Annotated in this window: 21 protein-coding genes; 19 read left to right on the plus strand and 2 right to left on the minus strand. The window is 61.4% G+C overall.

The genetic code is table 11. The features are described from left to right. The first annotated feature begins 107 nt into the window (after window positions 1–107). The 9 genes from RAC79_RS16855 to RAC79_RS16895 all read left to right on the plus strand — a co-directional run bounded on the left by RAC79_RS16855 (window position 108) and on the right by RAC79_RS16895 (window position 9,850). The gene (locus RAC79_RS16855; RefSeq protein WP_374997297.1) at window positions 108–1,505 is read left to right on the plus strand and encodes an NAD(P)/FAD-dependent oxidoreductase; all 1,398 of its coding nucleotides are present in this window, start codon (window positions 108–110) and stop codon (window positions 1,503–1,505) included. Then, complete coding sequence (locus tag RAC79_RS16860) at window positions 1,502–2,722, plus strand: NAD(P)/FAD-dependent oxidoreductase (protein ID WP_374997298.1); 1,221 nt, start codon at window positions 1,502–1,504, stop codon at window positions 2,720–2,722. Before RAC79_RS16855 ends, RAC79_RS16860 begins: the two co-directional genes overlap by 4 nt. Continuing rightward, window positions 2,722–4,167 (plus strand): FGGY family carbohydrate kinase, encoded by a 1,446-nt coding sequence (locus RAC79_RS16865; RefSeq protein ID WP_174040295.1) that lies wholly within the window; start codon window positions 2,722–2,724, stop codon window positions 4,165–4,167. Before RAC79_RS16860 ends, RAC79_RS16865 begins: the two co-directional genes overlap by 1 nt. 142 nt (window positions 4,168–4,309) lie before the next feature. Next, window positions 4,310–5,125 carry a DUF2189 domain-containing protein gene (locus RAC79_RS16870; protein WP_142845632.1) on the plus strand — a complete coding sequence of 272 codons (816 nt, stop codon included), beginning with the start codon at window positions 4,310–4,312 and terminating at the stop codon, window positions 5,123–5,125. A 290-nt stretch (window positions 5,126–5,415) separates the two neighbouring features. Continuing rightward, window positions 5,416–6,231 (plus strand): cytochrome c oxidase subunit II, encoded by an 816-nt coding sequence (locus RAC79_RS16875; RefSeq protein ID WP_142845631.1) that lies wholly within the window; start codon window positions 5,416–5,418, stop codon window positions 6,229–6,231. Between the two features lie 54 nt (window positions 6,232–6,285). Next, entirely contained in the window at window positions 6,286–8,064 is a 1,779-nt protein-coding gene (locus RAC79_RS16880; protein ID WP_374997299.1) for a cytochrome c oxidase subunit I, read from the plus strand. Beyond that, window positions 8,061–8,765 (plus strand): cytochrome c oxidase subunit 3, encoded by a 705-nt coding sequence (locus RAC79_RS16885; protein ID WP_174040298.1) that lies wholly within the window; start codon window positions 8,061–8,063, stop codon window positions 8,763–8,765. Before RAC79_RS16880 ends, RAC79_RS16885 begins: the two co-directional genes overlap by 4 nt. 12 nt (window positions 8,766–8,777) lie before the next feature. Continuing rightward, the gene (locus RAC79_RS16890) at window positions 8,778–9,503 is read left to right on the plus strand and encodes a heme-copper oxidase subunit III family protein (protein WP_003521989.1); all 726 of its coding nucleotides are present in this window, start codon (window positions 8,778–8,780) and stop codon (window positions 9,501–9,503) included. Between the two features lie 14 nt (window positions 9,504–9,517). Next, window positions 9,518–9,850 carry a cytochrome C oxidase subunit IV family protein gene (locus RAC79_RS16895; RefSeq protein ID WP_080857789.1) on the plus strand — a complete coding sequence of 111 codons (333 nt, stop codon included), beginning with the start codon at window positions 9,518–9,520 and terminating at the stop codon, window positions 9,848–9,850. A gap of 16 nt (window positions 9,851–9,866) precedes the next feature. Here RAC79_RS16895 and RAC79_RS16900 read toward each other — a convergent pair whose 3' ends face one another. Then, the gene (locus RAC79_RS16900) at window positions 9,867–10,913 is read right to left on the minus strand and encodes a GlxA family transcriptional regulator (protein ID WP_174040300.1); all 1,047 of its coding nucleotides are present in this window, start codon (window positions 10,911–10,913) and stop codon (window positions 9,867–9,869) included. Between the two features lie 84 nt (window positions 10,914–10,997). Between RAC79_RS16900 and RAC79_RS16905 the strand changes: the two genes are divergently transcribed. The 6 genes from RAC79_RS16905 (at window position 10,998) to purU (ending at window position 18,533) form a co-directional block, all read left to right on the plus strand. Further along, window positions 10,998–12,251 (plus strand): sarcosine oxidase subunit beta family protein, encoded by a 1,254-nt coding sequence (locus RAC79_RS16905; protein WP_078052863.1) that lies wholly within the window; start codon window positions 10,998–11,000, stop codon window positions 12,249–12,251. A gap of 10 nt (window positions 12,252–12,261) precedes the next feature. Further along, entirely contained in the window at window positions 12,262–12,582 is a 321-nt protein-coding gene (locus RAC79_RS16910; RefSeq protein WP_003504489.1) for a sarcosine oxidase subunit delta, read from the plus strand. Next, entirely contained in the window at window positions 12,579–15,569 is a 2,991-nt protein-coding gene (locus RAC79_RS16915) for a sarcosine oxidase subunit alpha (RefSeq protein WP_174040302.1), read from the plus strand. Before RAC79_RS16910 ends, RAC79_RS16915 begins: the two co-directional genes overlap by 4 nt. Window positions 15,570–15,685: 116 nt before the next feature. Then, window positions 15,686–16,240 carry a sarcosine oxidase subunit gamma family protein gene (soxG, locus tag RAC79_RS16920; RefSeq protein ID WP_174040304.1) on the plus strand — a complete coding sequence of 185 codons (555 nt, stop codon included), beginning with the start codon at window positions 15,686–15,688 and terminating at the stop codon, window positions 16,238–16,240. A gap of 17 nt (window positions 16,241–16,257) precedes the next feature. Then, entirely contained in the window at window positions 16,258–17,526 is a 1,269-nt protein-coding gene (gene glyA / locus RAC79_RS16925; RefSeq protein ID WP_374997300.1) for a serine hydroxymethyltransferase, read from the plus strand. A 122-nt stretch (window positions 17,527–17,648) separates the two neighbouring features. After that, window positions 17,649–18,533: a formyltetrahydrofolate deformylase gene (purU, locus tag RAC79_RS16930; protein WP_142845624.1), complete on the plus strand. Its 885-nt coding sequence runs from the start codon at window positions 17,649–17,651 to the stop codon at window positions 18,531–18,533. Window positions 18,534–18,610: 77 nt separating this feature from the next. Here the strand turns inward: purU and RAC79_RS16935 are convergent, their stop codons facing one another. Continuing rightward, window positions 18,611–19,840 (minus strand): MFS transporter, encoded by a 1,230-nt coding sequence (locus RAC79_RS16935; RefSeq protein ID WP_142845623.1) that lies wholly within the window; start codon window positions 19,838–19,840, stop codon window positions 18,611–18,613. A 121-nt stretch (window positions 19,841–19,961) separates the two neighbouring features. On the opposite strand from RAC79_RS16935, the gene RAC79_RS16940 reads away from it, so the two are divergent. The 4 genes from RAC79_RS16940 (at window position 19,962) to RAC79_RS16955 (ending at window position 23,702) form a co-directional block, all read left to right on the plus strand. After that, the gene (locus tag RAC79_RS16940) at window positions 19,962–20,555 is read left to right on the plus strand and encodes a TetR/AcrR family transcriptional regulator (RefSeq protein ID WP_020812322.1); all 594 of its coding nucleotides are present in this window, start codon (window positions 19,962–19,964) and stop codon (window positions 20,553–20,555) included. Between the two features lie 130 nt (window positions 20,556–20,685). Continuing rightward, window positions 20,686–21,135, plus strand: coding sequence for a DUF1801 domain-containing protein (locus tag RAC79_RS16945; RefSeq protein ID WP_174037479.1), 450 nt, complete (start codon window positions 20,686–20,688; stop codon window positions 21,133–21,135). 260 nt (window positions 21,136–21,395) lie between these two features. Next, entirely contained in the window at window positions 21,396–22,448 is a 1,053-nt protein-coding gene (locus RAC79_RS16950) for an NAD(P)-dependent alcohol dehydrogenase (protein WP_065654939.1), read from the plus strand. 369 nt (window positions 22,449–22,817) lie between these two features. Continuing rightward, entirely contained in the window at window positions 22,818–23,702 is an 885-nt protein-coding gene (locus tag RAC79_RS16955; RefSeq protein WP_080858199.1) for an AraC family transcriptional regulator, read from the plus strand. Window position 23,703 lies beyond the last annotated feature (1 nt).

Raw genomic sequence — 23,703 nt, forward strand, 5'->3', positions numbered from 1 at the left:
TGGCACAGGCGCGAATTTCACTCCCGTTTATGAACGCTGCTGCTGCATCGGCGCGATCCGTCGCGCCTGCTGATTTCGCTTTGAAAGACGAAGGCAAAGGGAAGGCCATGGCTGAAACCCCCTCCACGGAATTTGATGTCGCCGTCATCGGCGCCGGTGTGGTCGGTTGCGCGGTCGCCCGCCGTTTCGCGCTGGCCGGTGCGAAGGTGGTGGTCATCGAAAAAGGCCCCGATATCCTCTCCGGCGCCTCCAAGGCCAATAGCGCCATCCTCCATACCGGTTTCGATGCGCCAGAAGGCAGTCTGGAACTGGAACTGGTGAAGGCCGGCCGGGAGGAATATCTCTCCATTCATGCGCAGATGGGCCTCAGCCTCGTCGAAACAGGCGCGCTGGTCTGCGCCTGGAACCCGGACGAGGCGGAAAAACTGCAGGCGATTGCCGATCAGGGGCGGCGCAACGGCATTGCCGGGCTTGAGCTTCTCACAGCGGGGCAGGCTCGCGAAACCATGCCGGGCCTGTCCGACCGCCTTGTCGCCGCGCTCGACGTTCCGGGTGAACATATCATCGATCCTTGGTCCGCACCGCTTGGCTATCTTACGCAGGCGGTGGCGCTCGGCGCGCAGCTGGTGCCCAACGCGGAAGTCCTGTCCGGTGCGTTCGACGGCGCGTGGCGGATCGAGACGACGGCCGGCGTTATCCTTGCCGCAAGCATTGTCAATGCCGCCGGGCTGTTCGGCGATATTGTCGACGCGCGTCTGGGGCTTTCGCCCGACTTTGCCATCAAGCCCCGCAAGGGGCAGTTCGTGGTGCTGGACAAGGCTGCCCGCCGGCATGTGCCGCGCATCGTCCTGCCCGTTCCGACCGAAATCACCAAGGGCATCGTCGTGTGCCCCAGCGCCTTCGGTAATGTTCTCGTCGGCCCGACGGCGGAAGAGCAGGAAGACCGGGAGCGCGCGACGGTCGAGACGGCGACGCTGGAAGCACTGCTGGAACGCGGCGCGGAGATCGTTCCGGCGCTTGCTTCCGTTTCCGTAACCGCCGTTTATGCCGGTCTGCGACCGGCGTCTGAAAAGAAGCATTACCGCATTTCCGCCCGGCCGGACCGGCGCGCGATCACGCTCGGCGGCATTCGCTCCACCGGCCTGAGCGCCGCCCTCGGTCTGGCGCAACATGCGCTGAAGCTTCACGAAGGTTTCGGCACGCATTTTGTCCCACCGCCCTCGGCTCCTGACGTGACGATGCCCAACCTGACGGAAACCTGCGAGCGGGACTGGCAGCGTGCCGATCACGGCGAAATCGTCTGTCATTGCGAACTCGTCACGCGGCGCGAGATTGAGGCGACCTTTTTAAGCCCGGTGCCGCCGGGCGATTTCGGTGGGCTGCGGCGCCGCACCCGCGCCGGCATGGGCCGCTGCCAAGGCTTTTATTGTAACGCCCGGCTGGCCGCGATGACGCGCGACCGCCTGGCGATCCCGCTTGCCGTTCACGAGGGAGGCGACCGATGAGTGCGGATGTCATCGTGGTCGGCGGCGGCCCGGCGGGTGTGGCGGCGGCGCTGGAGCTGAAAGCGCGCGGTACCGCCCGCGTGATGATCCTCGAGCGTGAGCCGGCCCTTGGTGGCGCAACCCGGCATTGCCTGCATTCGCCCTTCGGCATGCGTGAATTCGGACGCGTCTATTTCGGCCCGGCCTATGCGCAACGCCTGCAGCGGCAGGCGCAGGATGCGGGTGTCGATATCCGCACCGGTCATTCCGTGGTGGAACTCGGGCAGGATGGCGCGCTGCTCGTGACGTCGGCGCGCGGCGTCGAGACGCTGAAGGCCCGGCGTATCGTGCTTGCGACCGGCGCGCGGGAAAAACCACGCTCCGCGCGTCTTCTGCCCGGCGACCGGCCGGTGGGTGTGGTCACCACCGGCACGCTGCAATCCTATGTCGCCTTTCACGGCATCATGCCCTTTCGTCGGCCGCTCATCGTCGGTTCGGAACTGGTTTCCTTTTCCGCGCTTCTAACCTGCCTGACGCATCGCGCCCGGCCTGTGGCGATGATCGAGCCGGAACCGCATCCGCTGGCGCGGTCGCCTTTCCATTGGTTTCCGCGACTGGCCGGGGTGCCCTTTCATTGTGGCGCGGTACTTACGGATATTCGCGGATGCGGCCGGCTCGAAGAAGCCGATATCCGTCTGGCGGACGGTCGCATCCTGACGGTTCAATGCGACGGTGTTCTGCTCACCGGGCGGTTCACGCCGGAGGCAGCGCTTCTCAATGCATCCCCCGTGGATGTTGCGGCAGGCAGCGCCGGGCCGCTGATCGATCAGGACGGACGGATGCCCAACCCGATATTCTTCGCCGGCGGGAATGTCTTGCGAGCCGTGGAAACGGGCGGCTGGGCGTTTCGCGAAGGGCGTCGGGTTGGCGCGGCGGTGGCTGACGATCTCGCCCGGGAACCATGCGGCGCACCGGGGGTGCCCGTCACCTTCGCCGATCCGCTCAAGCTGGCGGTTCCCGCCATGTTGCGGCCGGGTGGGCTCGACAGACCCGCATTTCGCGATTTTCAGCTTCGTTTCACCAGACGTATTCAAGGCCGGCTTTCGCTGCATCTCGACGGAACGGACGTGTGGAGCAAGACCGGCCGTTGGCGTCCTGAACGTCGTGTGTTGGTGCCCATTCCCGGCGCTGCGTTTGAAGCGGGGCAGATTGCTTTTCACTTTCAGGAGGCCAATTGATGCGCATCGCGGCAATCGATCAGGGAACGACATCGACCCGGTGCCTTGTGGTGAGCGATGGCGGCACGGCGGAGGTCGTGGCCAGCCGGCGTCACGCACAATTTTATCCGGCCGCCGGCCATGTGGAACATGATCCGGAAGAACTGCTGGGCAACATCCGCGCAGTGCTGGCTGCCGCCGGGCCGGTGGATGCCATCGCCATCGCCAATCAGGGCGAGAGTTGCCTGGCGTGGGATGCCGTGAGCGGGGAGGCGCTGTCGCCGGTCATCGTCTGGCAGGATGCCCGCACCGCCGAAGCGCTCTCCGCCCTGCCGCCTTCGGCAACGGATCGTTCGAAAGCGATTTGCGGGCTGCCGCTCGATCCCTATTTTTCGGCCAGTAAACTGGCCTGGCTGGTCAGGCACAATCCAGCGGTGGCACAGGCACGCGCGGCAGGCCGTTTGCGGCTGGGCACCACCGATGCTTTTTTTCTGGACCGGCTGACGGGCTGTTTCCGCACCGACCTTGCAACGGCGTCGCGCACGGGTCTGCTCGATCTTTCAACCGGAGACTGGAGCCCGGAACTCTGCGCGCTTCACGGCGTGCCGCTGGATTGCCTGCCCAAGATCGGTCCTGTCGATGGCGGCTTCGGCGCGGTTGACGGAACTCCTATCCGCGTTTCCATCGTCGATCAGCAGGCAGCGCTTTATGGGCATGGCTGCCGCAAGGCCGGCGATTGCAAGATAACCTTCGGAACCGGGGCCTTTCTGCTGGCCGTTGCCGGTAACGGGAGGCCTTTGACGGGAGAGCTTCTGCCGACCGTTGGCTGGCAAATGCAGGGCGCGCCTGCGGTTTTCGCCATCGAAGGCGGAATCTATGATGCCGGCGCGGCGCTCGAATGGGCGAAAAAGATCGGCCTCTATGCTGAAAATACCGAACTCGACGGTTTCGAGGGGCCGTCGGCCATTCGCCGCGGCCTTGTCTTCGTGCCCGCCCTTTCGGGCCTTGCCGCGCCCTATTGGGACAGGCAGGCCGTGCCGTTGTTCATCGGCATGGACCACGCGACCGAGCGGCGTGACATGGTGCGTGCCATGCTGGAAGGCATTGCCCTGCTGACGGCGCGGTTGATCCAGGTGGCATCGGCGGTCGCCCCCATAGGCGATACGATCTCCATCGATGGCGGCTTGTCGAACAGCCGCTATTTCGCCCGCTTTCTGGCCACCGCCAGCGGTCGAACCATTTGCGTGCCCGCCATGCGCGAGCTGACGGCGCTCGGCCTGGCGGAACTGTGCGGCGTCGATGTCGCGGCCCTACGAGGCGATGCCGAGATATTCGCGCCCGACGGATCGGTCGATGCCAAAGACCATGCTCGCTTCGCACGCGCCATAGACAGTGCACGGAGCTGGCAACGATCCCAAACCTGCACGAGTGCGGTTCTGTCGACCATGCCGGCAGCGGGCATCTGATTTCTCCAATTTAAAGAACAGGCGACAAAGGCGACAGAATTTGATAAATTACAAAACAGCCGGTTGCGGTTTGACGCGTCGATAGAGGTCACCGAGCGTTCCTGTACCGCCAGCCGGATCATGGCGCAGGAGGAGAAGTGCTATGACGGCATTCCATGTCATGGCCGGTGCGAGTGGCGAATTTGCCCGCCCGGAAGTCCGCAAGATTGGCATCCCGGATATTGTGGATGCGTTGAAGCTGGGACTTGAGGACTTTAAAGAAAAGCCGTCCCACTATGTTTTTCTCTGTCTTATGTATCCGATCGCCGGTGTTTTTCTGGTGATGTGGAGTTCCGGCGCCAATCTGCTGCCGGTTATTTATCCGCTGATGTCGGGTTTTGCACTGATTGGTCCGATCGCGGCCATCGGGCTTTATGAAATCAGTCGACGACGCGAGCAGGGGTTGGATAGCTCCTGGCGGCACGCACTGGAGGTTCGGCACTCTCCGGCCCTGCCGTCGATCATCGCGGTCGCCGTCATGCTTTTCGTGCTTTTCGTCGTCTGGTTGATTGTTGCGCAGAGCATCTACACTGCGACTTTCGATGCGACCGGTCCGGTTTCGCTCTCCACCTTTTTGTCGGACGTATTGACGACCTCACAAGGTCTCTCCCTCATCATCTGGGGCAATCTGGCCGGCTTCGTTTTCGCGGTCGTCGTGCTGGCGACAACGGTGGTGGCGTTCCCGCTGCTGCTCGACCGGGATGTCGGCGCAGTCGCGGCGGTGGATGCGAGCGTCCGCGCCACGCTTGCCAACCCGGTTCCGGTGGCGCTTTGGGGATTGATCGTCGCGGCCTTGCTGGTCGTCGGCACGATCCCGGTATTTATCGGCCTCGCGGTCGTCATGCCCATCCTCGGCCACTCGACTTGGCACCTCTATCGGAAACTGATCGTGTCCGATTATCCAAGCCGTACGCCCTGAATTCATAGAGGAAATCTATCCGTAGATCATCCTCCCTGCCGTTGCGGCCCCGCGAGGGGAGCCGCGGCGGTTGGGAAGGCCATGGAGAGTGCGGGGATGCCATGTGGTATCGTTTTCTTCCGATCTGTCTGCTTTTCGCGATTGCCTTCGCGATTGATGCAGGCGCACAGGAAGGAGACGCTGCCGCAGGCGCTACCATAATTGCTCGCCCGATCAATTTATGAGATAATTCTAATATACTTCGCGATGGGGTTGTAGAAGTATTCGTGGCCGGGTCACGGGAGGAGACGATGGCTGTCGTTGTGATTCTCGTTCTGCTGGTGGTGGGATCGATCGTATTCCACCTGCTAAGCCCGTGGTGGTGGACGCCGATAGCCTCGAACTGGAGCTATATCGACAATACGATCATCATCACTTTCTGGATCACCGGCTTCGTTTTCTCGGCCGTCGTGCTGTTCGTCGCCTATTGCGTGTTCCGCTTCAGGCACCGCGCCGGAAACCGGGCTGCATACGAGCCCGAAAACAAGCGCCTGGAATGGTGGCTGGCGGGCGGAACCGGGGTTGGGGTGGCTGCAATGCTTCTGCCGGGCCTCTTCGTATGGAACCAGTTCGTGACCGTACCGGACGGTGCGAGCGAGGTGGAAGTCGTCGGTCAGCAATGGCAATGGAGTTTCCGCCTGCCGGGAGCGGACGGACGGCTCGGGCGGGCGGATACGCGCGCTATTGGCCCCGGCAATCCGCTCGGCCTGAACAGGAACGATCCCGCCGGAATGGACGATGTCATCATTGAAGGCGGCGAGTTGCATCTGCCCGCCGGCAGGCCGGTGAAAATGCTGCTGCGCGCGGTCGATGTCGTGCATGATTTCTATGTGCCGGAGTTCCGGGCCAAAATGGACATGATCCCCGGCTCGGTCACCTATTACTGGTTTACGCCGACCCGGACGGGAACTTTCGAGGTTCTCTGCGCGGAACTGTGCGGTGTGGGCCATCCGCAGATGCGCAGTACCGTCGTCGTCGATACCGAGACCGATTATCAGGCCTGGCTGCAGCAGCAGCCGACTTTCTCGAAACTGCTGGCTTCGGCGGAAACGTCGGCGGCCAGATAAGCGCCGTGCAGATTGGAAGGGAAGGCCGCATCGGGAGAACAGGGAGGATGGAACATGGTCGAGATTGGATCCGGCGCCGGGCAGGTCATTCAGCCCGCTGAAGTCGAGGACGTCGAGCTTTATCATCCGAAAAGCTGGTGGACGAAATATGTCTTCAGCCAGGATGCCAAGATCATTGCCATTCAATATTTCCTGACAGCCATCGCAATAGGCATGGTGGCGCTGGTGCTTTCCTGGCTGATGCGGCTGCAGCTCGCTTTTCCCGGCTATTTCTCCTTCATCGATGCGGAACATTATTATCAGTTCATCACCATGCATGGCATGATCATGGTGATCTACCTGCTGACTGCATTGTTTCTCGGCGGTTTCGGCAACTACCTGATCCCGCTGATGCTCGGCGCGCGCGACATGGTGTTTCCCTATGCCAATATGCTGAGCTACTGGCTCTACCTTTCCGCCGTCCTTGTGCTGGTGGCCGGTTTCTTCGCACCCGGCGGGCCGACGGGCGCCGGCTGGACGCTCTATCCGCCGCAGGCGCTTCTTTCGGGAACGCCGGGCGGGCGCGACTGGGGCATCATCCTGATGCTGTCATCGCTGATCCTGTTCATCATCGGCTTTACTTTGGGCGGGCTGAATTACGTCGTCACCGTGTTGCAGGGATGCACGCGGGGCATGACGCTGATGCGCATGCCATTGACGATATGGGGCATATTCACGGCGACGGCCATGGCGCTGCTCGCTTTCCCGGCGCTCTTCGTCGCCGCGGTCATGATGCTGTTCGACCGGCTGCTCGGCACGAGCTTCTTCATGCCGGCCATCGTGGAGATGGGCGAACAATTGAAGCAGGAGGGCGGCAGTCCCATCCTGTTCCAGCACCTGTTCTGGTTCTTCGGCCATCCGGAAGTCTATATCGTCGCACTTCCCGCCTTCGGCATCGTCTCGGATCTGATCAGCACCCATGCGCGCAAGAATATCTTCGGCTACCGCATGATGGTCTGGGCGATCGTCATCATCGCGGCGCTGAGCTTCGTCGTCTGGGCGCATCATATGTATGTCAGCGGCATGAACCCGAATTTCGGGTTCTTTTTCGCAACCACGACGCTGATCATCGCCGTGCCGACGGCGATCAAGGTCTATAACTGGGTGCTGACACTCTGGCGCGGCGATATCCATCTCACCCTGCCGATGCTGTTTGCGCTCGCCTTCATCGTCACATTCATCAATGGCGGATTGACGGGCCTCTTCCTCGGCAATGTCGTCGTCGATGTGCCGCTTTCGGATACGATGTTCGTGGTCGCCCATTTTCATATGGTGATGGGGGTCGCGCCGATCATGGTGATCTTCGGTGCGATTCATCACTGGTATCCGAAAGTCACGGGCCGGATGCTGAACGAGGCGATGGGGCACGTCCATTTCTGGATCACCTTTCTCGGTGCCTATGCCATCTTCTTCCCGATGCATTATCTCGGGCTGATGGGGGTGCCGCGCCGCTATTACGAGCTGGGCGAAACCGCCTTCATTCCAGATTCGGCGCATACGTTGAACATATTCATCACCGTGGCCGCGCTCATCGTCGGTGCGGCTCAACTGCTATTCGTGTTCAATCTCGAGTGGAGCCTGCGCTGGGGCAAAAAGGCGGTCGGCAATCCGTGGCGGGCCACGACACTGGAGTGGCAGACGCCGCAGACCCCGCCGGTTCATGGCAACTGGGGCAAGGAACTGCCGGTCGTTTATCGCTGGCCATATGATTACAGCGTGCCCGGCGCGGCTGAGGACTTCCTGCCGCAAAACCAGCCGGCTGCGGCCGGGCCTTCCGAAAGAGCTGTGTCATGAGCGCCATCCTCGTCTTCATGGCCGGGATCGCCGGCATCATCGGCTGGTGGATGGCGCGGCAGCGGCTGGCCTCGAAGCCCTGGCTGGAAGTCGGTTTGGCAGGCGATGCGCAGCAGATGCAGGGATCGTCGGCGACGATTGCGAAAGTCGGACTTGGGATATTTCTGGCGGTTGTCGGTGCGTTGTTCACCTTGCTCATTAGCGCCTATCTCGGCCGCATGGGCGGCGCCGACTGGTGGGGTATCCCGATCCCCAGACTGTTATGGGTGAATACTGCGACGCTTGCCGCCAGCAGTCTGGCGCTGCAATGGGCGAAAACCGAAATCCGTCCAGATCATCGCGACAGGCTGAACGCGGCTCTTGTGACAGCCTTTGCAACGGCTGTTTTCTTTGTCGCCGGTCAATTCCTGGCGTGGCGGCAACTCATCTCCGCAGGCTATGTTCTGGCGGATAACCCATCGAACAGCTTCTTCTACATGATCACGGGCCTGCACGGCCTGCATATATTGGGCGGGCTCTTCGTGCTTGGACGCACCGCAATCCGTGCCCGGAGCGAGCCCTTGTCGGCAAGGATGCGCCTGAGTGTGGAGCTGTGCGCCATCTACTGGCATTTCATGCTGATCGTCTGGCTGGTCCTTTTTGCGCTTTTCGCCGGTTGGGCGAACAGTTTCGTCGATCTCTGCCGTCAATTGGTCACCTGAGGAGTGTCGATCATGGCCGCATCCATGGAGGAAAGACCGGTAAGTGATCCGCATCTGCGGCCGGCGGGACTGCGCGGCGTCGCCGCCGATCTGTCATCGGACCAGCGGGCGTTCAAGAACGTCTCCTGGGGCAAGGCGATGATGTGGATATTCATCCTGAGCGATATCTTCATTTTCGGCTGTTTCCTGCTGGCCTATATGGCGGCGCGCATGTCGGCCACCGCGGCCTGGCCCAATCCGAGCGAGGTTTTCGCGCTCACGATTGCCGGCCGGCACATTCCGCTGATCCTGATTGCCATCATGACCTTTGTTCTCATCAGCAGCAGCGGCACGATGGCCATGGCCGTCAACTTCGCATATCGCCGCGACCGTCGCAAAACCGCCGCGCTGATGGTGGCGACGGCAGCGCTTGGCGCGACATTCGTGGGAATGCAGGCATTCGAATGGAGCAAGCTGATCGCGGAGGGCGTTCGCCCCTGGGAAAACCCGTGGGGTGCGGCGCAGTTCGGTTCGGCTTTCTTCATGATCACGGGCTTTCACGGCACCCATGTGTCCATCGGCGTCCTGTTTCTTCTCATCGTCGCGCGCAAGGTGTGGCGGGGAGATTTCGATGAAGAAAGGCGGGGGTTCTTCACCAGCCGCAAGGGGCAATACGAGATCGTCGAGATAACCGGGCTTTACTGGCACTTCGTGGATCTGGTGTGGGTCTTTATCTTCGCATTCTTCTATCTGTGGTGAGTGAGGATGGCATTATGGCACAGCAACAGTCACAACAGGGACAGCAGCATCCGATAAGACTTTACATGGTGGTCTGGGGACTGCTTTTCGTCCTCAGCGCCTTCTCCTATATGGTCGATTATCTTGGCATTCAGAGCTATCCGAGATGGTCTCTCATCATCCTCTTCATGATCCTGAAGGCGGGGCTGATCATGGCGATTTTCATGCATATGGCCTGGGAACGGCTGGTTCTGGTCTACGCCATCCTGCTTCCGCCGGTTCTCGTGCTCGTCTTCGCAGCCCTGATGGCCTCGGAATCCAGCTATACGGCTCTTACCCGGCTGACCTTCATGGGGGCGGGTTCCTAGAACAGAGGCAAGATTTTCAGGATTGTGGAAGCAGCACGCCGACGGCGAATTCCTCTTCGGTTGCGACGTGGCCGGCCTGAGTCTTGCGATATTCGCTGGGGGTGAAACCGCGCTCGGCTCGTAGCGTGCGGGAAAGGTGCGGCGCATCGCAAAAACCGGTGGCGAGCGAAATCTGGGTGATGCTGTCACGCGTCGTGCGCAGCAGCGACAGAGCGCGATCCAGTCGAAGCTCGAGATAGACCTTCGAAGGCGTTGCGCTGAGGTCGTTCAGGAAACGCCGTTCGAGGCTGCGGCGGCCAAGGCCGAGATCATTCGCCAGTTCCAGCACGGTTCTCGGAACCTCGATATTCTGCTGCATCCGCAGGATTGCTTTTTTGACGAGGGGATCGTTGGCCTTGCGCGTGCTCTGCTGGCCGGGTTGAGGCTTTTCGCCGCTCAGCGCGCTGTCGATCATCATGATGTTGAGGCTTTTGATGGCGGCGGACTGGCCGACATGACGCTCGACGAGGAAGGCTGCCAGATGCGCTGCGCCGTGGCCGCCGGAACAGGTCAGCCGGTCGCGGTCGATGACGAAAATCTGGTCGGAGATCATCTGTACGGTATCGAAACGGTCGAGAAAATCCTGGTGGTGGAACCAGCTTACGCAGCAGCGATAACCATCGAGTAGGCCGGCCTCGTGCAGGATGAAAACGCCGGTGCATAGCCCGACGATGGGAACGCCCGCCGCCGCCCGTTCCTTCAGGAAGCGCAGCGCCTCCTGCGGCAGGGCGCTGTGATCGCTGATCAAGCCACCGACGACGACGATATAGTCGTAGTGCCCGGCGTCCATCAGCCGTGTATCCGGCTGCACCTTCACGCCGCAACTCGACTGCACGCTGCTCATGGTCGCCGAGAGCACCGACCATTCGCACAGGATAGGCCGCGAACGGTCCGCCTCATCGGCCGCAAGGCGCAGCACATCGACGAAATTCGCGAAGGCCGACAGCGTGAAGCGGTCGGCAAGCAGGAAGGCGACGCTGAGGCGTTTTCTGGCGCGGGGTGAGGTCATGACGCAAATATTCATGCAAACAGACGCGATTGTCCAGCCGGGGCGCGGCAAATGCTCCTAGCTTTGCGACACGAGATTTTCCAACCATCGGGTCCGCTCATGACGCGTTTTAATGCTTTCAATCTTTTGCGGAATGCCGTGACCGGCCACAAGAACTGGGACGAGCAATGGCCCGACAGTCAGCCGAAAGCCGAATATGACGTGGTCATCGTCGGCGCCGGCGGCCATGGTCTGGGCGCTGCCTATTATCTGGCCAGCCAGCACGGCATCACCAATGTCGCCGTCATCGACAAGGGCTGGCTCGGCGGCGGCAATACCGGCCGCAACACCACGATCATCCGCTCGAACTATCTCTATGACGAGAGCGCCCGTCTTTACGATCACGCCGTCGATCTGTGGGAGAATTTGAGCCAGGAATTGAACTACAACGTCATGTATTCAAGGCGCGGCGTGCTGATGCTGGCGCATAACGTCCATGACGTGCAGAGCTTCAAGCGCCACATCCATTCCAACCGTTTGAACGGCGTCGACAATCGCTGGCTCACCCCGGAAGAATGCAAGGAATACTGCCCGCCGCTCAGCATTGCGCCGAATGCCCGCTATCCGGTCATGGGCGGCGCGCTTCAGGAACGGGCCGGCACGGCGCGCCACGATGCGGTCGCCTGGGGTTATGCGCGCGGCGCTGCCGCCCGCGGCGTCGATATCATCCAGAACTGCCCGGTCACGGCCATTCGCCGCAATGCCGATGGCTCGGTCGCGGGCGTCGAGACGGCGAGGGGCTTCATCAAGGCGAAGAAGGTCGCGGTTTCCGCCGCCGGCCACACCTCGGTCGTCATGGACACGGCCGGCGTGCGCCTGCCGCTCGAAAGCTATCCGTTGCAAGCGCTGGTGTCGGAGCCGATCAAGCCGATCTTCCCCTGCGTGGTCATGTCGAACGCGGTTCACGCCTATATCAGCCAGTCCGACAAGGGCGAGCTGGTGATCGGTTCAGGTACGGACCAATATACCTCCTATTCGCAGCGCGGCGGCCTGCCGCTGATCGAGCATACCATCGCGGCCATCGTCGAGATCTTCCCGATCTTCAACCGCATGCGGATGCTGCGCAAATGGGGCGGCATCGTCGATGTGACGCCGGATCGCTCGGCCATTCTCGGCAAGACGCCGGTTGCCGGCCTTTACGTCAATTGCGGCTGGGGTACCGGCGGTTTCAAGGCCACGCCCGGCGCTGCCCATACCTTCGCCTGGACCATCGCCAAAAACGAACCGCACCCGATCAACGCGCCTTTCACGCTGGAACGCTTCCGTTCCGGCCGCCTGATCGACGAGGCCGCCGCCGCAGCCGTGGCGCACTGAGGATACGACGATGCTTTTGATCCGCTGCCCGTATTGCAACGAAACACTGCCGGAAGCCGAATTCACCTATGCCGGGCAGGCCCATATTACCCGCGCCGCCGATCCCTCGTCGCAGACCGATGAGCAATGGGAAGAATTCCTGTTCATCCGCGAAAACGTCAAGGGCCCGCATTTCGAGCGCTGGCGGCACCTGCATGGCTGCGGCCGCTTTTTCAACGCCGTGCGCGACACGGTGAGCGACCGTTTCCTCACGACCTATCGGGCGGGCGAGCCGCGTCCTGAACTTTCTTCCCTGACCCGTGCACCAGCCAGTTCCGAGGTGTCGAAATGAACTCTTATCGCGTTTCCGGCCGTGGCCGTGTGGATGCCGCCCGCTCCGTGAGCTTCACCTTCGACGGCAAGACCTATCGCGGTGTGAAGGGCGATACGGTCGCCTCCGCACTTCTCGCCAATGGCGTGCATCTGATGGGCCGCTCGTTCAAATACCACCGCCCGCGCGGCCCGGTGGCGGCGGGTTCTGAGGAGCCGAATGCGCTGATCGGCACCCGCCGCGGCGCCGGACGTTTCGAACCGAACACCCGCGCCACGGTGCAGGAAATCTGGAACGGGCTGGAAACCACCTCGCAGAACAAATATCCGAGCCTGAAATTCGATATCGGCGCGGTCAACGACATGGCCTATATGCTGTTTTCGGCGGGCTTCTATTACAAGACCTTCATGTGGCCGAAGAGCTTCTGGAACAAGGTCTACGAGCCCTTCATCCGCGCGGCTGCGGGTCTCGGCGTTTCGCCGACGGAGGAGGACCCCGACACCTATGCCTCGCGCAACCTGCATTGCGATGTGCTGATCGTCGGCGCCGGTCCCGCGGGTCTCGCGGCAGCGCGTGCGGCGGCGGTCGATGGTCTGAAGGTCGTGCTGGTCGATGAAAATGCCGAAGCCGGCGGTACGCTTCTGTCCGAGCCGCAGGCGAAGATCGACGGCAAGCCCGCATGGAACTGGCTGGCGGATGAGTTGAAGGCGCTGAAAGAGCGCGGCGTCAGGGTGATGACCCGCACGACGGCGATTGCCTATTACCACCAGAACATGATCGGCCTTTGCGAAAAGCTGACCGACCATCTGGAAACCGTGCCGAAAGATACGCCGCGCGAGCGCCTGTGGCGCGTTCGGGCGCGCCAGGTGGTGCTGGCGCAGGGCGCGCTGGAAAAGCCGCTGGTCTTCCACGGCAACGACCGTCCGGGCGTGATGCTGGCGGGGGCTGCCCAGACCTATCTCAACCGTTACGGCGTCAAGGTCGGTAACCGGCCGGTGGTGGCGACGAGCCATGACAGCGCCTGGTATGCCGCCTTCGATCTTCAGGGCGCGGGTGCCCGTGTTCAGGCCATTGTCGATACCCGCGCCAAGGTGCGCGAGGAACTGGTGAACGAAGCGCGCGCGCTCGGCATTCCGGTCAAGCTGTCGCATACGGTCACGGCGACCTCGGGCCGGCTGCGGGTCAAGTCCGTCCGGGTCAATGCGGTTAATGGCGCGTCGGTCGGTGCGGGACAGGAGATTGCCTGTGATGCGGTGCTGATGTCGGGCGGCTGGACGCCGTCGCTGCATCTCTTTTCCCATACGCAGGGCAAGATCGCCTGGGACGATGAACGGACTACGTTCCTTCCTGCCCTCACTAACGAGGATTGCGTCATTGCCGGGGCCGGGCGAGGGCTGTGGGGCATCGAGGCCGCGTTGAAGGACGGTGCGGAACGGGGTCGCGAAGTCGCCGCCGCACTCGGCAAGGCCGCCAATAGTTCCAGCCATGCGGTGGAACATGACCGTACCGGCAGCGGCGTCTCGCACACGGAACTGCCGAGCGACCGCGATGCCGGCAAGGCCAAGGCCTTCGTGGATTACCAGAATGACGTGACCGCCAAGGATCTGCGGCTTGCCGTGCGTGAGGGCATGCGTTCCATCGAGCATGTCAAGCGCTATACCACCAACGGCATGGCGACCGATCAGGGCAAGATGTCCAACATCAACGGCCTCAACATCGCGGCAGAAGCGCTGGGCAAGCGCCAGCCGCAGGTGGGGCTGACCACCTTCCGTCCGCCCTATACGCCAACGACCTTCGGCGCTTTTGCGGGTTATCACCGCGGTGCGCATTTCGAAGTGACGCGCAAGACGCAGATCGACGGTTGGGCTGAGGAGCACGGCGCGGTTTACGAGCCGGTCGGGCAATGGCGTCGCGCCTGGTATTTCCCGAAGCCGGGCGAAGACATGGATGCGGCGGTCAGCCGTGAATGCCGGGCGGTGCGCCAGAGCGTTGGCATTTTCGATGCCTCGACGCTCGGCAAGATCGAGGTTGTCGGTCCCGATGCGGTCGAGTTCATGAACCGCATGTATACCAATCCCTGGACGAAGCTTGCCGCCGGCCGTTGCCGTTATGGCCTGCTGCTCGGCGATGACGGCTTCATCCGCGATGACGGCGTCATCGGCCGCATGACCGAGGACCGTTTCCATGTCACCACCACCACCGGCGGTGCCGCCCGCGTGCTGAACATGATGGAGGATTACCTCCAGACCGAATGGCCCGATCTCAATGTCTGGCTGACCTCGACCACCGAACAGTGGTCGACCATTGCGCTGAACGGCCCGAACGCGGCAAAGCTGCTCGCGCCGCTGGTGCAAGGCGTCGAACTGACGGAAGAGGCTTTCCCGCATATGTCCTGCGTGGAATGCACCGTGGCCGGCATGCCGGCGCGGCTGTTCCGCGTCAGCTTCACCGGCGAGATCGGCTTCGAGGTCAATGTGCCTGCACCGCTCGGCCGCAAGCTCTGGGAAATCCTGTGGGAAGCCGGTCAGGAATATGGGATCACGCCTTACGGCACCGAGACTATGCATGTGCTGCGTGCGGAAAAGGGCTACATCATCGTCGGCCAGGACACCGATGGCACGGTTACGCCCTATGATGCGGCGATGGGCTGGGCCGTGGGCAAGAACAAGCCGGATTTCGTCGGCAAGCGCGGCCTTGCCCGCCCCGATCTCGTCGCCAAGGGTCGCCGCCACCTCGTCGGTCTTCTGACCGAAGACCGCTCCAAGCTGGAAGAGGGCGCGCAGATCGTCTTCGATGCGAAACAGCCGATCCCGATGAAAATGGTGGGTCACGTCACCTCGTCCTATCACTCGGATGCCGCAGGCCAGCCGATTGCGCTGGCTCTGGTTGAGGGCGGCCATGAGCGGATGGGCGAGACCGTCTACATCCCCATGCTGGATCGCACCATTGCCGCGAAAATCACCGGAATGGTCTTTGTCGATCCCGAAAATACCCGCCTGAAGATTTGACTAGCGCATATCCGGCGAACACAAGTTCGCCAAATATGCTATAACTCTTTGTTTTTGCGCATTTTCCGGACGTAAAGGCGAATTCGCCTTTACTGGAAATGCTCTAGGAGATGACAATGAACATGCGCGTTTCCTCCCCCGTTCCCGGCACGCTGGCCGAGAGCAAAGCAGCCCGGGTCAGCATTCTGGCCGCGCAGGCGCGGCTGTCGCTGCGGGCGCGTGGCGATCTCGCCCCGCTCAACGCCGCCCTTGGCCTTACCCTGCCGGACCGGATCGGCCTCCGCGCCGCTTCAGGCGACATCGAGGTCCTGCGCCTTGGCCCCGACGAATGGACCGTGCTTGCACCTGTCAGCGCGGTCGACAGGCTGATTGCCGCCTGCGCAGGCGTTTACGCCAGCCATCCGCATAGTCTCGTCGATATTTCCGGACGAGAAATGACGCTCCTGATCGAAGGTCCGCAGGCTGCCGAATTGCTGACGCTGGGCTGCGCCCGCGACATCGATACGATTGCCGTCGGCGAGGGACGCCGGACGATTTTCGATGGCGTCAGCGTGGTGCTCTGGCGCGATGCGGAAAACCGTTTCCGCATGGATGTCTGGAACAGTTTCGTATCGCATCTTGGCCATCTGCTTGAAACCGGCTGCAAGGAACTTGCGGCGGACATCGCCTGATCTCGAAGGAGGAAACAATGCTCAACCGACTGTCGCATAATACCGTTTCGGACACGGTGATCGCCGACGCCATCGCCGAGGAACTCGACCGCCAGAAGACGCAGATCGAGCTGATCGCTTCGGAAAACATCGTTTCCGCCGATGTTCTGGCGGCGCAAGGCTCGGTGCTGACCAACAAATATGCCGAGGGATATCCCGGCAAGCGTTATTACGGTGGCTGCGAATTCGTCGATAAGGTCGAGGCGGTCGCCATCGACCGGCTGAAGCAGCTCTTCGGCGCGGAATTCGCCAATGTGCAGCCGCATTCCGGCGCGCAGGCCAATCAGGCGGTGTTTCTGGCGCTGCTTCAGCCCGGCGACCGGATCATGGGGCTTTCGCTGGCCCATGGCGGCCATCTTACGCATGGTTCGCCGGTCACCATGTCCGGCAAATGGTTCGATGTCGTCTCCTATGAGGTCAACGCCGAAACCCATCTGATCGATATGGAGAAGGTACGGGCACGGGCGCTGGAGACGAAACCGAAGCTGATCGTGGCGGGCGCATCGGCCTATCCGCGCCAGATCGATTTCGCCGGCTTCCGTAAGATCGCTGACGAGGTAGGCGCTTATCTAATGGTCGATATGGCCCATTATGCCGGGCTGATCGCCGGCGGCAAATATCCGAACCCCGTGCCGCACGCCCATGTGGTCACCTCCACCACCCACAAGACCCTGCGCGGTCCGCGCGGCGGCGTTATCCTCACCAACGATGCCGATCTCGCGAAAAAGCTCAATTCGGCGGTATTCCCCGGCAATCAGGGCGGTCCGCTGATGCATGTCATCGCCGCCAAGGCCGTGGCTTTCGGCGAGGCGCTGCGCCCGGACTTTGCGGATTACGCCGGTCGGGTCATCGCCAATGCGCAGGCGCTTGCCGCCGTGCTGACAAAGGGTGGTCTGGGGATCGTCTCTGGCGGAACCGACAGCCATATGGTGCTGGTCGATCTGCGCCCGAAAGGCGTGACCGGCAAGATCGCTGAAATCGCGCTGGAACGGGCGGGGCTCACCTGCAACAAGAACGCCATTCCCAACGATCCGGAAAAGCCCTTCGTCACCTCGGGTATCCGGCTCGGCAGCTCCGCTGGCACCACGCGCGGCTTTGGCGTCGCCGAATTCGAACAGATCGGTGCGCTGATCCTACGTGTCATCGATGCGCTGGCGGCTAATGCCGAGGGTGACGCCGCAATCGAGGCCGACGTGCGGGCGCAGGTCGCAGCGCTTTGCGACGCCTTCCCGATCTACGGTTCGTAAGCGGCCCTGCCGGGCTTCGGCAAGTCTCAATCGCCGTCCTGGCCACGGCCGGCGGTTCATCGGCAATCGGCGCGAAAGCGCGGGCGATCCGTCCGCGCCGCAAAGACCCAGGGGAGCAGGATTTGACCACCTATATCATGAAAGTCGCGTGTCCGGCGCGCAGAGGCATCGTCGCCGCCGTCTCCGGTTATCTTGCCCGGTCCGGCTGCAACATCAACGACAGTTCGCAATTCACCGATCAGGAGACCGGCCGCTTCTTCATGCGGCTGAGCTTCGTTTCCGAACAGGGATCGGGACGCGATGCACTGCTTGACGGGTTCGGTCCCGTCGCGGCCGATTTCGATATGGATTATGATATTCATGACCTTTCGCGAAAGACGAAGGTCGTCATCATGGTCTCGCGATTCGGTCATTGCCTGAACGATCTGCTGTATCGCTCCCGCATCGGTGCGCTGCCGGTCGAGATCGTCGCCGTAATTTCCAATCATCTTGATTATCAGAAGCAGGTGGTGAATGAGGATATTCCCTTTCACCACATTCGTGTCACGCCGGAAACGAAGCCCGAGGCGGAAGCTGCGATCCTGCAGGTGGTGCAGGATACCGGAGCGGAGCTCGTCGTGCTGGCACGCTACATGCAGGTCCTGTCGGACCGGCTGTGTCAGGAAATGTCAGGCCGTATCATCAACATCCATCATTCCTTCCTGCCGTCTTTCAAGGGCGCCAACCCTTACAAGCAGGCCTATGAGCGCGGCGTGCGGCTGATCGGCGCGACCGCCCACTACGTCACTGCCGATCTCGATGAAGGGCCGATCATCGAGCAGGATACGATCCGCGTGACCCATGCCCAGAGTGCGATGGATTATGTCAGCCTCGGCCGGGATGTGGAAAGCCAGGTTCTTGCACGGGCCATCCACGCCCATATTCATCACCGGGTCTTTCTGAACGGAAACAGGACGGTCGTCTTTCCCGCGTCTCCCGGAGAACATGTGTCCGAACGCATGGGCTGAATGCGCAATTCCAGCCCATGAAAATTCGGGTTTATCCCGAGCGGCTTCTCGCCCGGGATGGCCTTGATTCTCTGTCCTTACTCCGCGGGCTGCTGCATTGCAGCTACCGGGCCGGACCGTATGCGATCTCCGGAGAGGCTGCGCTGCCCGAGCGCGATGATGGCGACTGTCGAAAGGCTTGCGGCGACGGACACCCAGAAACCGTTATCCGGGCCGAAATTGTCGATCACCCAGCCGGAGACGAAGGCGCCGAGCGCCATGCCGATACCGATGCCGGTCATTACCCAGGTCACGCCTTCCGTCAGCATCGATTCCGGCACGCGGCGTTCTATCAGGCCGAACGAGGTGATGAAAATCGGCGAGATTGCAACGCCGCTGAGGAAAACGGCGAAAGCGAGAAGTGCTACCGAGGTGTTGGCGACAAGCAGCGGCAGGGCGGTGAGTGCAAGCACGCTGACGGCGATCAGCAATTGCCGTTGCAGCGGCATTTTGGGGTTGAGCGCGCCGAGAATGAGGCCGACCACGAAGGAGCCAATGGCATAGACGCCGATGACGAGGCTGGCGGCTTCCGGTTGACCAAGCGCCTTGGTGATTGCGACGGCGCTTACCTCGGCCGTGGCGAAAGTGGAGCCGACGAAGATCAGCGCGAGCGTGATGATCTGAACCGGGCGCAGGAAGATGGCCGAACGCTGCCGGCGGCCGCTTTCAACCGGTCGCACCTTGGGCTCGGTCGAGCGTTGCAGGAGGAAGGCAAAGGTGCCAAGCGCCAGGAAGGTGGTGCTGATCATCATGCCCGCTTCCGGAAAGAGCGAAACCGCAAGGCCAACGGAAAGCGAGGCGCCGGAGATGTAGACAAGTTCGTCGGCGGCGGATTCAAAGGCGAAGGCGGTGTTCAACTCCGGCCGGTCGCGGAAGATTTCCGTCCAGCGGGCGCGCATCATGGCGGGAATGCTCGGCATGGCGGCGGCGAGGAAGGCGGAAAGGAACAGTGTCCAGGCGGGCCATCTCTGATTTGTCGCGATAATCAGCGCCGCAAAGGCGATGACCGAGACGATGGTGGCGGGGATGAGGACCTTGCTCTGCCCCTTGCGGTCCACCAGCCGGGAGATTTGCGGGGAGAGGGCGGCATTGGTCAATGCGAAGGTTGCCGAGACGGCGCCGGCCAGCCAATATTCGCCATGAGTCTGGGAAAGCATGGCGACGATGCCGATCGGGGCCATGGCAATGGGAAGGCGGGCGAAGAAACCGGCGGCGGAAAAGCCTTTTGCGCCTGGAGCCCGGAAAATTTCTCTGTATGGATTAGACATCGGGATGCACCTTGTTCTAAGGGTGTCCACCACATACATACGTGGCGTATGTGAATGAGATAATTGCATACGACGCGTATGTCAACTAATATACGCGTCGTATGTGGAAAATGGAGAAGAAATGCGCAAACCTCGCAGTGAAATGATTGCCGAGACGCGGGCGAAGCTTCTGGCTGCCGGCCGCAAGGCCTTTGGCAGCATCGGTTATGCGGAAGCGTCGATGGACGACTTCACCGCCGAAGCCGGTCTCACCCGTGGCGCGCTCTATCACCATTTCGGCGACAAGAAAGGCCTGTTGCTGGCGGTTGTGGCCGAGATCGATGCGGAGATGACGAAGAGGCTCTGTGACATCTCCTCGAGGGCCGCGACCCGATGGGAGGGTTTCGTCGAGGAGAATGTCGGTTATGTGCGCATGGCTCTCGAACCGGAAATCCAGCGGATCATGTTTCGTGACGGGCCGGCCGTGCTCGGCGATCCGTCGCGCTGGCCGAATGCCAATGGCTGTATCTCGGCTGTCGCCCGAAGCCTGGATGCGCTCCGGGAAGAAGGCACCATCGGCGACATCGATCCGGAGGCATGCGCCCGCTTCATCAATGCGGCGAGCAGCAGCGCCGCCCAATGGATAGCCAATTCCGACGACCCGGAAACGACCTCGAAACGGGCTGTCGGAAGTTTCCGAACCTTTCTGGAGGGATTGCGGGTCAGGAAAGACTGACCCGCAAAGCTGCCGATCTGTTATTCCGCGTCGGCTGGGCGATCATCACGGAAAATGTGTAGAAAGATCTGGAATAGACACAGATCATGTTATTGGTAGCACTTGTTGTGAGACCCATGAGGCCAAGGTGATGGTCGGCAAGAAGTCAGACAAAGTCTCCGGAAGCAAGCCATCGGTTGCGACGCCGAAGCTTCTGTCGGGTGGCAATCCTCAGATTGCAAAAGGATATGGCGACACCCCGGTGCAGGCCTATATCGCCGCCATGCCGGGTTGGAAAAGCGCGGTGGGTGGCCGTATCGACAGGTTGATCGAAGGTGTCGTGCCCGGTGTGCGCAAGGCTGTGAAGTGGAATTCGCCCTTTTACGGCATGGAGGACGACATCTGGTTCCTCAGCCTTCACTGCTTCACGAAATATATCAAGGTGACCTTCCTTAACGGCGCATCCTTGCAGCCCTTGCCGCCCGGCACTTCCAAACATCCGAAAGTCCGTTACCTCGATATCCGCGAGGATGCGTTCGATGAAGCGCAGTTCGTGGAGTGGGTGAGGCAGGCAAGCGTGTTGCCCGGCGAAAAAATGTGAGCGAACGGGTTTACCGGTCCCAGAGGCTTTCAAGCACGCGATGATCGCGAAATGGGCGGACGAATCATGCCGGTTTTCCTGCCTCTTGAGGATAGTGTCGCGCCGCGGATGATGAGAAATCGCGGGCTGTCCGATACAGTTTTTCCGGAGCGAAGAAAAACCGGCCGTTCCGGCCGATTTCTGTTTACTTTTGCCGGGGTTGCACGCCATCACGCTCACTGAATTCGCTGCCAGACGTATCGCAAACCACGGAGGATGAGATGAAGGCACTGGTGCTGGAAGAAAAGGGCAAGCTCTCGCTCAGGGATTTTGACATTCCGGGTGGAGCAGGATCCGGTGAACTCGGGCCCAGGGATGTGCGCATCCGCACCCACACGGTCGGTATCTGCGGCTCGGACGTCCATTATTACACCCATGGCAAGATCGGTCATTTCGTCGTCAACGCGCCGATGGTGCTCGGCCATGAAGCGTCTGGAACGGTGATCGAAACCGGCGACGAGGTGACGCATCTGAAGGTGGGCGACCGCGTCTGCATGGAGCCCGGCATTCCCGATCCCACATCGCGCGCCACCAAGCTCGGCATCTACAATGTCGATCCGGCTGTCCGCTTCTGGGCGACGCCGCCGATCCATGGCTGCCTGACGCCCGAGGTCATTCATCCCGCCGCCTTCACTTATAAGCTGCCCGACAATGTGTCCTTCGCCGAAGGCGCCATGGTCGAACCTTTCGCCATCGGCATGCAGGCGGCGCTCCGGGCACGTATCCAGCCGGGCGATATCGCTGTCGTCACTGGAGCTGGTCCGATCGGCATGATGGTAGCGCTGGCGGCGCTTGCCGGCGGTTGCGCCAAGGTCATCGTTGCCGATCTCGCCCAGCCGAAGCTCGATATCATCGGTGCCTATGATGGCATCGAAACCGTCAACATCCGCGAACGCAATCTCGCCGAGGCCGTCTCGGCGGCGACCGACGGCTGGGGCTGCGATATCGTTTTCGAATGCTCGGGCGCAGCACCCGCCGTGCTCGGCATGGCAAAGCTGGCGCGGCCGGGCGGCGCGATCGTGCTGGTCGGCATGCCTGTCGATCCGGTTCCGGTCGATATTGTCGGCCTGCAGGCCAAGGAACTGCGGGTCGAAACGGTTTTCCGTTATGCCAATGTTTACGACCGGGCAGTTGCGCTCATCGCCTCCGGCAAGGTTGATCTGAAGCCGCTGATTTCCGCGACCATTCCCTTCGAAGACAGCATTGCCGGTTTCGACCGTGCGGTTGAAGCACGGGAAACGGATGTGAAACTGCAAATCGTGATGCCGCAGTAACGAAGCCAGCCGCTGATGATTGAGCGGCAAAGATGTTGCGGAAAAGTATGAGTGTAGCCTACCGGCATCCGGCAGGCTACACGTCAAAATTTCAACGAAAATCGCTTCTGGTTCCGCATTGTTTGAGCGCATCACGCCAAATTGAGCGGAAAAATCGGCCCCATCGCCGCGTTTATGGTCAGCCCTTTCGGGCGACTCTTCAATTTTCGACAAAAAAGAGTCAAAAAAGTATCGGCAATTTCTTCGGCGTGATGTGGATGTACCGCAGCCGCCCGCCATATGCTCCTCATCAACGCCTGGGACGAGCCATAAAGAGGAAATGGCTCCTGTCCGCAAATACGGCGGACGCGACTGATGGGAGGAACTATGATGCAGCCCGATCTGGAACTGGTGCACATCCGCAAGGGCGAATCCTTCGCCGCCTGGCGGCATGGCTATCCGTTCCGTACCGTGCGCTGGCATTATCATCCCGAATACGAAATCCATCTGGTCGTCGCCACGTCAGGCACGTTTTATATCGGTGATTTCGTCGGCCGTTTCGGCCCCGGTCAGCTCATCATGACCGGTCCCAATCTCCCCCAGAACTGGATCAGCGAGATCGAGCCGGACGAGATCGTGCCCACACGCTCTCTCGTGATCCAGTTTCCGGAGGCTTTTATCGAGGATGCCTGCGCCTCCATGTCCGAGATGGAGGTGGTGCGTGCGCTGCTGGACCGCAGCCGCCGCGGCATTCTGTTCGACGATGAGACAAGCGATCGCGTTCGTCCGCTGATCCTTCGGCTGATCGAGGCGCAGGGGCTGACGCGGCTCGCGCTTTTCTGGGAAATTCTCGATCTGCTGGTCAACGCGCCGTCTTCCGAGGTGCTTGCAAGCCTGAGCTACGAGCTGGACCTGACCGGCATTGGCGACAGCGGCATCAACCGCGCGCTGTCGCATCTGCGCCAGCACCTGACCGAACAGGTCGAGGAAATCGACCTCGCCGACATGGTGGGCCAGAGCCAGAGCGCCTTTTCCCGCGCCTTCAAGCGTCACACGGGAACGACGCTGGTGCGGTATCGCAATCAGTTACGCATCGATCTTGCCTGCCAGATGCTGCTGGCAGATCAGGAGGTCAAGGTGGCGGAGGTCTGCTACGATGTGGGCTTCTCCAATCTTTCGAATTTCAACCGGCATTTCCTGAAATTGAAGGGAATGTCGCCGTCGAGGTTCCGCACGATATTCGCAGCCCAGAAGGCAGCGGTCATGGCGGATTAAA

It is taken from the genome of Agrobacterium sp. LR_9 (genome assembly GCF_041954855.1).
Classification (GTDB): domain Bacteria; phylum Pseudomonadota; class Alphaproteobacteria; order Rhizobiales; family Rhizobiaceae; genus Agrobacterium; species Agrobacterium leguminum.